This is a genomic window from Botryobacter ruber, from assembly GCF_003347595.2.
GTDB classification, from domain to species: domain Bacteria; phylum Bacteroidota; class Bacteroidia; order Cytophagales; family Hymenobacteraceae; genus Pontibacter; species Pontibacter ruber_A.
Window position 1 is genome coordinate 86,164 of sequence record NZ_QCZK02000040.1, and the last position, 12,658, is coordinate 98,821.

Genomic DNA, 12,658 nt, shown 5'->3' on the forward strand with positions numbered 1-12,658 from the left:
CGGGTTAAAAGTCGTACCCTAAGGTTACATAAAACTTAGGTCCTACGCGCCTGAAGTCATCTTCGCCCCAGGCAACATCCAGTTTACCGTAAATCCCGAAGAGCGTGGAGCGGGCGCCAAAGCCGTAGCCCACCAGGAACGGGTTGCGGTAGTTGATAACGGTAACTTCAAACGGGTTACTACCGGTTGTATTTTCGCCCCCCACAATACGCGTGTTGATGGAGTTATTTCCCGTGAAGGGGTTGTTGCCGTTATAGGCGGTACCGGCATCCACAAAAGAAGTGAGCTGCAGGTTGCGCAAAAAGCCGGAACCAATCTGCCCATCGTACAGGTACTGCACAATTGGCACCCGCAGTTCCAGGTTACCCATCATGTACTTGCTTCCGGTGCGGGTATTGAAATTGAACCCGCGCAAAGGCAACACATACTGCAGGTAGAAGATGTCGGCAGGGCCGCGCACAATCACGTCGTTGGCCTCCGAGGCTTCGTCCTCATCCGGGAAAAGCCAGTTATCCATCCCGCCAATCAGGAAGCTTTTGAGGGCATTGCCGTAGAAGGCGCCATAGCTCAGGCGGCCCGCCAGAATAATTTCGCGGTGGATCTTCTGGTAACGCCGCAAATCGAAGTAGAATTTACTGAAGTTTGCTGCAGAATTTTCAAAGCCATTCAAGGTAAGGAAACCGATTTTCATACGGGTTCCTTCCAGCATGTTTACGCCTGTTGCAATGGAGTTATCGTACACGAACTCCAGTGTACCGCCTCCAAAATTGTTCACACTGTCGGGCACCGAAAATTCTGTTACGGTAGTAAAGCGGGCGTTCACAAAGGTAGGCTTTAACCGGAAGCTGGTGCTGTGGCTAAGCGGATACACCACCACCGGCGACACCTCGTGCTTGGCCAGGCGGAGCCGCAGGTTCTGCTCTTCGGTAACAATAACATCGCGCTTAAATTGCACCCCTACATCGTAGCGTCGTTTCAGGTTCATGTATTCTGAACTGAAGCGGCTTGTTTCCAGGTCGGTTTTCACGAAGGCGCTTCCGCTGATGTGGTGGTCTTCGAACAGATCGCTCATGTTTACGCCGGCCACAATACCAAAACCTAACAGCGGATCAGCATACACCGAGGTGATAATCTCGTGCACACTAAAGCGGAGATCATAATCCACCGGACCGGCTATTTGGGCGCCCGGTGCAGAAGTTGGCCGCCGCACCACTGTTTTCTCGGGTTGGGCAGCGGTGGTTTTATCGGAATCAAACTGGTAGTTGTCGATGTTTACTTCACCTTCCCGCTTAGGCTTGGCCGGTGTGGTGGTGGTTTTGTCTTCGAGCAGCTTTTGAGTAGCAGCGCCTGCGGCAGGAGCGGCCGCATTGCGGGCACGGGTTTCCAGGATAACCTGCCGCGCCGTTTTCGGAAGCTCATTTAAGGTGGTGGCACTAAAATCGGGCAGCAGGTACACAAACCGTTGCGCCTGGTCTTTGGCAACGAGCGCCAGCGTATTGGTACTGCTCTTAAAATCGTAGTTTTCGATGTTCTGAACAAAGTTGGTGAGCGGTTTCTTTTCGCCGGTAGCCAGGTTGTAGAAGTACAGGCTCCTGACACCACTTTCCTCGCTCAGGTATACCAGGTTGCCGTCGGCGGTGGCCCTCGGAAGCACTTCGCTGGCAATCGAGCTTGTCAGCTGCCTTACCTCCACATCACGGCCTGCTCTTTGCAACAGGAAGATATCGTAGTTATTTACCACATCCGTAAAACCGGGTTGGGCAACGGCAACCGCCGTATCAGCCCAGCGGTTAGAACTGAAAGCAATTTGTTCCGTTCCCTTCAGGAATACCGGGTTTACGTCGTCAAAAATATCGTTTGTAAGCTGCTGCTCCAGCCTGCCGGCGCCACTCAGCAGGTAAATATCCGATTGCCCGTCCCGGATGGCGCTCACCACCAGGTTCCGGCCATCCTCGGAATAGCTCATGTCCTGCACCTGCGAAAACTGCGGCAACGTAGCAGAAGGCGTGGTTAAATCATCATAAAAAGGGATAACAGAAACGCCGCTGCCGGCTTTTACCTGCCGCAGCACCATCTGCCCCCTGCGTGCCTCTATAAACCCTAACTGGTTGTTGTTACGCCAGGCCAGCACCGGCAGCTTATAATCTACCTCCTGGTCCAGCATTTTGTAGCCGCCTTTCCACACCACGCGGTCGCGCTTGCTGCGCACGTCCTGTACAATTATCTTATAGTTGCCTTTATCATTTTCCACGTAGGCCAGCAAGTTGCCGGCCGGGTTCAGGACAGGCTCGGAATAGTAAATACCTTTCCTGTTTTTCTGGAAAAGTTTCTTGTTATCCGGCAGCTCCACCAGCGGGTTTTCAGCACGCGTGTTTATCTGGGAGTAGTACCTGTACCACTCCTGCAGGAAGCGCTTGTAGGGGATGTTCAGGCTGCTGGTAATGCCAATCTCCACATCGCGGGTAATGCGGGTCAGGTTCAGTATATTCTGGATGGCTGTATAGCCATAGCGTTCGGCAATGTAATTCCAGATGGAGTGGCCGGCGAGTTCCTGGTTGTTTTTCAGAAACAGTTCGGGGCGCTGCTTCGGGTTGCTGAGCAGCACATCGCGCACATAGTTATCCATTGGTATGCTCCACCCTTCGGCGGTATAGGCGGCCACACCGCTTACAAACCAATCGGGCAGGCGCAGCAGGTAGCTGCTCTGGAGCGCTTCTTTTAAACTGCCGCCATACATCATGTCGCTCAGCAGCAGTTCGGTAAGGCGGTAGCTCAGGTCACGCTTAAACTCAGTCTGTGTTCCTTCAAAGGCCAGCTCAATTTTATTTTTGAGGAAGAGGGTTTCTCCGCCGGTTTCGAACTGGTCGTTACTCAGGCCAATGTTGCTTTGCTTCAGGTCGGTTGGCGAGTTGTAGAGCAGGAAGGTAATTTTGGAGTACGGGTAATAGCCAATCAGGCTAGTGATCCGCTTCAGTTCCTTCTCGGCATACTCGGCGGCATGTCGCGCTGTTTTATCCCCTCCTTTATAGAAGTAAACATTGAAATTCGGAGTGCTGTACAACCGCCAGTCAAAGTTCTTGTACTGGATACGGTTCCTCCCAAAAGTATCGCGGCCGGGCTGTGCCTGCAACGTGCCGCTGCCCAGTAAGCAAAGCACAAACAGCGGCAATAACCATGTATATAAACGCATGCGCTTAGGTTTGTTGATTTGAGTTTTTTACGTAACTGTAATATAACGAAAAATATCTTGTAATATTTACTTCGGGCAGCAGTTCTGCGTTACCTGCCAGTGCATCTGCAAACAGGCTGGCTAAATAAGGTACCATCAGCACGCCTTTCGAGCCCATGCCGTTAAAAACACTTAGCTGCGGGTGCTCCGGGTGCTGCCCGATAAGCGGACGCCGGTCACGCACAGCAGGCCGGATGCCGGCCCAGTGGTTCTTTACGGTAAATGGATGTGCGGTAATCTGGGAAAAGCGTTCTGACAGTTCCTCCCGGCCGGCTGGTGTAGGCTGCTCATCCGGCTCGCGCCAGTTATAGGTAGCCCCTATTTTAAATACGCCTCCTCCCATAGGAAGAACGTAAACAGCTTTGTTATAGATGCATTCGGTTTCAAATTTCTCCGTCTCCACTTCCAGCACCTCGCCCTTGGTAGGCTGCAGGGGCAGCCATTTGAAAAAGGGGTTGTGTATGACCTGATAGCCCTCGCAGAAGATGATGTGCTTTGCCCGGAAGCCTTTATACGTCACGCCGGTTTCGGTCAGCGCCAGTTGGTCGAACTGAAATTTTTCGGACAGCAGCGCCCCTTCCTGCTCCAGTTCCTGCCGTAGCAGGGCCAGCGTGCGCGCCACCTCCAGGTGCCCTCCCTGCTCAATCAGGATGCCGCCATAGGGGTCCTGCAGCAGCGGGTCGCCGGTACTGCTTACGCGGGTCTCTTTTATATAACTGCTCCAGCCACCATTGCCACTGCGCCCCATCCAGTTGTTCTGCTCTTCTACAGAAGAGAATATTTTATAGATGGGCTGATGAAAGTAGAGCGGCTGTCGGAAATGGTCTTCCAGTTCCTTATAAAAAGCATCGGCAAAGGGAATAAAGGTATCGGCCAGCCACGATTTTGCAAACCGCTTGCCCGCCACCGGGTTCACCAGGCCTGCTGCCACGTTAGACGCTGAGTTCGGTTTCAGTTCATCAATTACCAGTACCCGCTGCCCCTGTTTGCGCAGCGTGTAAGCTAAAATGGCTCCTGCTAGCCCGTGGCCAACAACTATAAAATCGTAATTCATTTGGGCAATTTACAACAAGTACAGCTGAATTTTGTAACTTAGAAGCCAATATTGCAGGCATTATTGCGAAACAAACCAAAAAATATATGGAGGTTACCTGCCTTACATTTAACCCTTTCCAGGAAAACACTTACCTGCTCCACGACAGCACCGGCGAGTGCGTTGTAGTAGACCCGGGCTGTTACGAAAAACACGAACAGGCAGAACTTAAAGCCTATATCGAACAGCACAACCTGAAAGTAGTAAAGCTGCTCAACACCCATTGCCACATCGACCATGTACTCGGCAATACCTTTGTAGCCGACACCTATGGCGTGGGTTTGGAGATACACGAACAGGACCTGCCCACGCTCCGGTCTGTACCGGCTTATGCTCCTGCCTATGGCTTTCCGATGTATTCCGAAACGCTTCCTTCATCCTATCTGAAAGAAGGCGATCCTGTTACGTTTGGCAACACAACACTGCAGGTGCTCTTTACACCGGGTCACGCACCCGGACATGTGGTTTTTTATAATGAGCAGGAAAAAGTTTGCATCGGGGGCGATGTACTGTTCCGGCAAAGCATAGGCCGCACCGACCTTCCCGGCGGCGACTTCGACACGCTTCTCAACAGCATCCGAACCAAGATGTTCACGCTTCCGGAGGAGGTAACGGTATATCCCGGGCACGGACCGGAAACGACCATCGGGTACGAGAAAAAACACAATCCTTTTCTACGTTAAGCGCGCCGGCACCTGATATTAATGAAGAAGCATATCCCCAATACCATCACCTGCCTGAACCTGTTTGCCGGTTGCCTGGCCCTGTACTTTGCTTTTAACGATAAGCTGGTATACGCTGCTTACATGGTTATTATAGCCGCTGTTTTTGATTTCCTGGATGGCATGCTGGCACGCCTGCTGAAAGCGTATTCAGAGATCGGCAAGCAGCTCGACTCGTTAGCCGACATGGTTTCGTTTGGTGTTGTGCCCGGCACTATTATGTTCAGCCTGTTTACCAGAGCCGGTACCGGTGCACTGGGCGTTCCGGAGCAGGTGCTGCCTTTTGCCGGTTTCCTGATAACTGTTTTCTCGGCGCTGCGCCTGGCCAAGTTCAATATAGATACCCGCCAGACTACTTCCTTTATCGGAGTGCCTACCCCTGCCTGTTCTATGTTTGTAGCCTCGCTTCCGCTTATCCTGGCGCAAACGCCCCTGCTGTACGACAGAGTTATCCTGAACCCCCTGGTGCTGCTGCTTATTACGGTCGTTTTTTCTTACTTACTCGTAGCCGAACTGCCGCTGTTTGCCTTAAAATTTAAAAACCTGAGCTGGAAAGAAAACGCCGTCCGGTTTATATTCCTGGGATTATCCGTCATTTTGCTGGCTCTTTTTAAATTCGCAGCAATACCGCTTATTATCGTACTGTATGTGGTGTTGTCTTTCATAAAAAAGCCATCCCATTTATGAGATTAAGTGCCGGAACAGAAGAAACCGCTAAAGAGAAAGAGAGGATCTGTAATACGCTTCCGGCGAACCCGATCATGGAATCGTACACCTATGAACTACAGCTGCAATAAAATTGTTGATTCTACTGCAATAATGCAGCTATTTTTTTGTTAATAATTTAATAATGATACTTTGGCTGATCCTATTCCGGGAGCCAGGGCTTTGTTATTTAATCCTGACCCAATTTTATGATGTGGCTTTCCCCTTCCCGACTGTTTTTTGTGTGCGTGCTCTTTTTGGTAGGCCTACTTACAGATGGGGCAACAGCACAAACAGCAACGCCTGCTACCGTAGACCTGAACTGGCAGGGTTATGAACAGTTACCTCCTGCTCCGGGCCTCTCTGAAAAAATACCGGCTTTTGAGGGAGCCAGTTTTGATTATACCGAAGGACTCCCTTACTACCAACTCCGGTTCGAGGGCAACCAACTGAACAGCTTTCAGCTGCAGCATGCCAAATACCAGCCTTTCTCTGCCGAAGACCAGAAGCTTTTCAAGGCAAAAAACATTCCGGCAGAACCTGCTGTTCGTATTAGCCACGGCACAGAAAACAAACACCCGGTTAGCACGGTGGCGATTATGCCTGTTCGCAGGAACCCGCAGTCGGGCCAACCGGAGAAGCTGGTAAGTTTCAGTTATACCCACACCTCCGGCAACAGTGCCACCGGTTCCGGTAACATGCGGGTAAGCTCGGCTGCAGGCGCATCCAACTCAAACAAAACATCCTCTGTCCTGAACTCAGGCACCTGGTACAAACTAGGGATCACCACCACAGGTATTTATAAAATAGACAAAGCCACCCTGCAGGCCCTTGGCATCAACACACAGGGGTTGGACCCCAAAACAATCCAGGTGTATGGCAACGGAGGCGGCATGCTGCCACAAGCCAACAGTACCCCCCGCCCCGACGACCTGCTCGAAAATGCCATCTGGGTATCCGGTGAGGCTGACGGCCGCTTCGACGACAACGATTTTGCGCTTTTCTACGGGCAGGGGCCGCATACCTGGAACTATAATGCCAATCTGAACCTGTTTAAGCACGAATACAACCTTTATACAGATACTGCTTACTACTTCCTGCGGGTAGGCAGCACGCAAGGCGCCCGCATTTCCTCCAGAGGACAGGCGGCAGGGGCTGCTCAAACCATTTCCAGTTACAATGAGCGGCTTTTCCATGAGCGGGATATAAAGAACATGGTATCATCGGGCAGAGAATGGTATGGCGAAGAATTCAGCTCCTTTACAACAACCCGCGATTTCGCCTTCAATGTTTCTGATATTATACCGGGGTCCGATATAAAACTGACCTCTTTCCTGATGGCAAACTCCCCCATTACCTGCTCTTTTGCGGTGAGGCTTAATGGCACAGTATTGGGCACCCAGTATATCCCCGGCAGAGGCAATTACCAGTATCATCCACTGGGAGTTAACAGTACCCAAACCCACACCATCAATCAGCAGGCGCTTGGCCAGGCATCGGAGCTAAAAGTAGGTTTAACCTTTGGCACTGGCGGCAGCACGACCTCTACCGGTTATCTTAATTACCTGGAGCTAAACCTGGAGCGGCAACTGAAACTGTACGGCGACCAGACCAGTTTCCGGTCTGTACAAAGCCTGACAACACCCGCCAGTACATTCCGGATAGCAGGCACACCGGCAGGTGCAACCGTTTGGGATGTAACCAACCCACAGCAGCCTGTTTTACAGGAAACCACTACAGCAGGTTCTGACCTGACGTTCAGTGCTCCAACCAGCTTGTTACGGGAGTTTGTCGTGTTTAAGGGTAATACGGGATTTAAACCGGCAACACTGGGCCTTGTGAACAACCAGAACCTGCATGCCCTTAACCTGAATGGCAACATCGACTTTGTCATCCTGACGCACCCCGCTTTTCTGCAGGAGGCGAACCGCCTTGCGGAATACCGCAGCAGGAAAAGCAATATGGAAGTAACCGTAGTTACCACCACACAGGTGTATAATGAATTTGCATCGGGGGCCCAGGATGTAACCGCTATCCGCGATTTTATGCGCATGCTGTATGGCCGCAGCCATAAAAGCGGCAGCAATGTAATGTACCTGCTCCTGTTTGGCGACGCCTCCTACGACTATAAAAACCGCATCAGCGGTAACACGAATTTTGTACCAATCTACGAATCACGTGAGTCGCTTAATCCGCTGAGAACATACTCTTCCGAAGATTACTACGGCTTCCTGGACGATGACGAGGGCGAGTGGCAGGAGAGCTCCTTCGGCAATCATTTACTTGACATTGGCATAGGACGGTTGCCTGCCAGAACACCGGCACATGCAGCCACCCTGGCAGATAAAATTATGGCCTACGAAAGCCCCAGCCATTTTGGAAAGTGGCGTAACCAGATCACGTTTATAGCCGACGACGGTGATACCAACGAACACCAGAACGATGCCGAGTTTCTGGCCGGCTACGTAGAACAGGATCACAAAAAATTCAACAACAACAAAATATATGTGGACCTGTACCCGCAAATAGCTGTAGCCAATGGGCAGCGCTCTCCGGAGGCGATAACAGCCATAAACAAAGCCGTAGAGAAGGGTTCGCTCATTCTTAATTACACCGGGCACGGAAACGAAGTGAGCCTGGCAAGCGAGCAACTGATTACGATTCCGCAGATAAACAACTGGCGCAACAGCAACAACCTTACCTTTATGCTTACGGCAACCTGCGATTTTGGCCGCTACGACGACCCGGGCAGAACCTCCGGGGCAGAGCTAAGCCTGCTAAACGATCAGGGAGGCACTGTTGGCCTGCTTACAACTACACGCCCTGTTTACGCCTACAGCAACCGGGTGCTTAACCGTAACTTTTTCTGGAGCGCCTTAACTCCGCTCAACGGCAAAATGCCGCTGTTAGGCGACATCATGCGTCTTACCAAAAATAACAGCTTAAACGATGTTAACAACCGCAATTTTACGCTGCTGGGCGACCCTTCGCTAAAACTGGCTTACCCCGAACTGGAGGCCCGGATTACAAAAATAAACGGGCAGGCCGCGGCCACAGACACTTTGAGTGCCTTAGGCAGAGTAACCATAACCGGACAGGTGCAGCAGGCCAATGGTTCGCTGGCCAGTGATTTCGGCGGAAAAATGCACCTGACGGTGTACGATAAACAAACCACGCTCACTACGTTTGGCGACGACACCTCTTATCCTGTACCGATTAAACTGCGCGAAAGCATTGTGTACGACGGGCAGGCTACCGTTAAAAACGGAATGTTCGAAGTGTCTTTTGTAGTGCCGAAAGACATTGCTTATAACTATGGAACCGGCAAAATCAGCCTGTACGCCAGCAATGCCGGCACGGATGCCCATGGCGCCAGCAATACTATTATAGTTGGAGGCTCTGCTAAAAACGTAGCTGCTGACGAGGTGCCTCCTACAATAAGGCTTTTCATGGACGATGAGTCGTTTGTGTTTGGAGGAACTACCGGGAAAACGGCTACACTGCTCGCCAAAATAGCCGATGAAAACGGTATAAACACAGCAGGCTTAGGCATTGGCCATGAAATTACAGCCGTATTGGATGAAGCAAAAGACAACCTTATTGTTCTAAACGACTACTACACCGCCGATGTAGACAGTTACCAGTCCGGCACTGTAAAGTATTCGCTACAGGACCTTGCCCCTGGTCCGCATTCTTTACGGTTAAAGGCCTGGGACACCCATAATAACTCCAATGAAGAATACCTGGAATTCTACGTATCTAATGATGCAGGTCTTGCGTTAAACCACTTGCTGAATCATCCTAACCCGTTTTCAACCAGAACGACATTTCATTTTGACCATAACCGTGCCGGCGAAAACCTTGAAGTACAGGTACAGATATTTACGATTTCCGGCAAACTCGTGAAAACATTAGAAACCACGAGCTATGCCAGCAAAGCGCATCTTGCAGAAATTACCTGGGATGGCCGGGATGAATACAATGATATACTGGCCCGGGGCGTTTATGTGTATAAAGTGAGTGTACGGTCGCAGCAGGATGGTTCGAAAACATCGAAATTTGAAAAACTGGTTATTTTAAATTAGAACAATACATTAGAATTCCTATATTTGATTGAGTTATCAACTATTCCATATGCACAAAAAAAGTACATTACTCAAGGCTGCACTGCTTGGACTTGCCTTTGTAACATCGACTTCTGCCTTTGCTCAGAACACAATTACAGGTAGCGAGACACTTACAACAGCTATCCCTATACTAACTGTTGCGCCTGATGCACGCTCTGCAGCGCTCGGCGATGCCGGTGTGGCCCTTACCCCTGATGCCAATGCTTCTTTCTGGAACCCGGCCAAACTGGGCTTTGTAGACCAGGACGTGGCCGTTAGTCTTTCGCATTCGCCCTGGCTGCGCAATATCGTGGACGATATGTCGCTCAGCTACCTGTCCGGCTACAAAAGATTAACTGAAACTTCTGCCTTGTCGGTTTCGATGATGTATTTTGACTTAGGCGAAATTCAGTTTATCGACGAAAACAGGCAAATAGGTCCGAATTTCAATCCAAAAGAATATACCTTTTCAGTTGCCTATGGCCAGGCACTGAGCGAGTACCTCAGCCTGGGTATTGGCGCCCGTTTTATCCACTCCAACCTTGCCGGTAATGTACAGGTAAGCGGTGGCCCGAGTAATGTCGAATCTAAGCCGGGCAACACAGCAGCAGTAGATGTTGGCATTTACTATAACCGGGATATTTCTCAGAACACCAATCTGGCCGTAGCGGGCAGCATCTCCAATATTGGCGGAAAGCTGTCTTACACGAATGCAGAGCAAAAAGATTTCCTGCCTACTAACCTGAAAGTTGGTACTGCTGTAAAATACGAAATGGATGCCTTTAACTCGCTGACCTTTACAGTAGATGCCAATAAACTCCTGGTGCCGTCTCCGGGTGCCGACAGCACGCAAAGCGTTATCAGCGCCATCTTCTCCTCGTTTGGAGATGCGCAGGGTGGTGCCAGCGAAGAATTTAAAGAAGTAAATTTCTCGGGCGGTATCGAGTACTGGTACAACGACTTATTTGCGGCACGGGCCGGCTATTTTTACGAGAACCCGACAAAAGGAAACAGGAAATTCTTATCTGTTGGCCTTGGCCTCCGGTATCAGAAATTTGGAATAGATGCGGCTTACCTTATACCAAACGAGCAAAACAACCCGCTGGCGCAGACATTGCGCTTCAGTTTAATGTTCAACCTGGAATAACAAACCTTAACTACTCGTAATGCTGGATAGAAAACAAGCTCCTGAAACATATGAAATAGATGCCGTCACGCTCCAGATTGCGCAGGTACAGCACCTCCGGAACGGCGCAAGGCTGCATATCATCCACAACGAAACCCAGCCTGTCATCAGGCTGGATTTTGTTTTTAAGGCGGGGAAATGGTTCGAGCCCAAGCCGGGCGTATCGGACCTGGCGGTAAAAATGCTGCTGGAAGGAAGCAAAAATTACACGGCCAAACAAATTGCAGATAAAGTAGCTTTTTATGGTGCATCTTTTGAAAACAACCATGGCTACGACCGCACCGAACTAACCCTCTATTGCTTATCCAAGTACCTGAAAGAGTTGCTGCCGCTGGTGTGCGATGTCGTTCAGAACCCGACTTTTCCGGAAGCAGAGTTTAACCTGCTCAAGCAACGCACCTCGCAGAACGTAAAAGTACAGCGGCAAAAAAACAATTATTTAGCCACACATGCTTTTACAAAACAGATTTACGGCGACAACCACCCCTACGTGTTCGGCTATGAAGAAAATGCTTTTGAGGGTATGTCGCTTGATACCTTAAAGCAGTTTTACCAGGAGCACTTCAATACCGCCAACCTGGATGTTTTTGTTTGTGGCGATGTAGGCGAATTGTTGGAAACAGAACTTGTAGCCGCATTGGAGCAGCTTGATCTGAAAAACCCTTCTGAAGAGCAAAAGCCGCTAGCAGTCATCAGCACCAAACCGCAACACGAGGAACTGGTAGAAATACCGGAAAGCCTGCAGTCATCCATACGTATGGGCAAACGCTTTCCGCTGCACCAGGACGAGGACTACCTCCGGCTGAAAGTGCTAAACGAGATACTGGGCGGGTACTTCGGTTCTAGGTTAATGCGCAACATCCGCGAAGACAAAGGATATACATACGGTATTCATTCTGTTATATCGCCCAAAGAGCATGATAGCCTTTTTTATATAGGCACCGATGTTAACTACGCTGTAACCGAGAATACAATAGAAGAAATTAAAAAAGAGATTGTAAAGTTACAGCAGGAAGAAGTGCCGGAAGAAGAACTGCACACTGTGAAAAACTACATGCTGGGAAAATTTGTAAACGACTTCATCACCATCTTCGACCAGTCTGATAAATACAAAAATATAGTCCTGCACAAACTGCACCAGGATTACTATAATACCTACCTTACTACCATCAGAACGGTTACAGCCCCGGAACTTCAGGCCCTGGCACAACAGTACCTGCAGCTAGATTCACTGCATACCGCCATTGCCGGAAGAAAGAAAGAAAAGGAGTAAGAACAGATCACAGCAGGTTAAAGCAGCCCTTTGCAGCACATGTAAAGGGCTATTTTTTTATCTGAGAGTTTCTATTTTACCACTTCACCAATATCAAACAATTTATTCGAATGCTATTAGGCAATTCCACAGAGAATTCTCTCTCCTGGCATCCCGAAAGGTACTTGTGGGCAAGCTGCACAAAAGTCAGCTACAAGAGGTTATGGAATGAAAGTTACTTTTTACTATCTGGTATCACATCTTCCATGAAACAGCAGCAGAGGCAATGGAGGCAGGAGCAGCAGACTTTTTGAGCAGCTAAGAAGCAGGTTGAAGGAATCGCACAGAGTAACTTCAATAGCAGA

General features: G+C 49.9%; 8 protein-coding genes. 6 read left to right on the top strand and 2 right to left on the bottom strand.

Annotated elements, in window-relative coordinates; genetic code table 11:
* Positions 1-4: 4 nt before the first annotated feature.
* Together DCW36_RS12820 and DCW36_RS12825 are read right to left on the bottom strand one after the other, a co-directional pair.
* A complete protein-coding gene (locus DCW36_RS12820) occupies positions 5-3,190 on the bottom strand; it encodes a hypothetical protein (protein WP_114782740.1) in 3,186 nt (1,061 codons plus the stop codon).
* A 4-nt stretch (positions 3,191-3,194) separates the two neighbouring features.
* On the bottom strand, positions 3,195-4,283 hold the full coding sequence (locus tag DCW36_RS12825) for an NAD(P)/FAD-dependent oxidoreductase (RefSeq protein WP_114782741.1): 1,089 nt from the start codon (positions 4,281-4,283) through the stop codon (positions 3,195-3,197).
* Positions 4,284-4,369: 86 nt separating this feature from the next.
* On the opposite strand from DCW36_RS12825, the gene DCW36_RS12830 reads away from it, so the two are divergent.
* The 6 genes from DCW36_RS12830 (at position 4,370) to DCW36_RS12850 (ending at position 12,314) form a co-directional block, all read left to right on the top strand.
* Positions 4,370-5,005 (top strand): MBL fold metallo-hydrolase, encoded by a 636-nt coding sequence (locus DCW36_RS12830; RefSeq protein WP_114782742.1) that lies wholly within the window; start codon positions 4,370-4,372, stop codon positions 5,003-5,005.
* Between the two features lie 21 nt (positions 5,006-5,026).
* Complete coding sequence (pssA, locus tag DCW36_RS12835; RefSeq protein ID WP_114782743.1) at positions 5,027-5,731, top strand: CDP-diacylglycerol--serine O-phosphatidyltransferase; 705 nt, start codon at positions 5,027-5,029, stop codon at positions 5,729-5,731.
* The gene (locus DCW36_RS22880; protein WP_164891123.1) at positions 5,728-5,841 is read left to right on the top strand and encodes a phosphoribosylformylglycinamidine synthase subunit PurS; all 114 of its coding nucleotides are present in this window, start codon (positions 5,728-5,730) and stop codon (positions 5,839-5,841) included. Before pssA ends, DCW36_RS22880 begins: the two co-directional genes overlap by 4 nt.
* A 117-nt stretch (positions 5,842-5,958) precedes the next feature.
* The gene (porU, locus tag DCW36_RS12840) at positions 5,959-9,834 is read left to right on the top strand and encodes a type IX secretion system sortase PorU (RefSeq protein WP_240676169.1); all 3,876 of its coding nucleotides are present in this window, start codon (positions 5,959-5,961) and stop codon (positions 9,832-9,834) included.
* Positions 9,835-9,883: 49 nt separating this feature from the next.
* Entirely contained in the window at positions 9,884-11,002 is a 1,119-nt protein-coding gene (gene porV / locus DCW36_RS12845) for a type IX secretion system outer membrane channel protein PorV (RefSeq protein ID WP_114782745.1), read from the top strand.
* A gap of 19 nt (positions 11,003-11,021) precedes the next feature.
* On the top strand, positions 11,022-12,314 hold the full coding sequence (locus DCW36_RS12850; RefSeq protein WP_114782746.1) for a M16 family metallopeptidase: 1,293 nt from the start codon (positions 11,022-11,024) through the stop codon (positions 12,312-12,314).
* Positions 12,315-12,658: the final 344 nt, after the last annotated feature.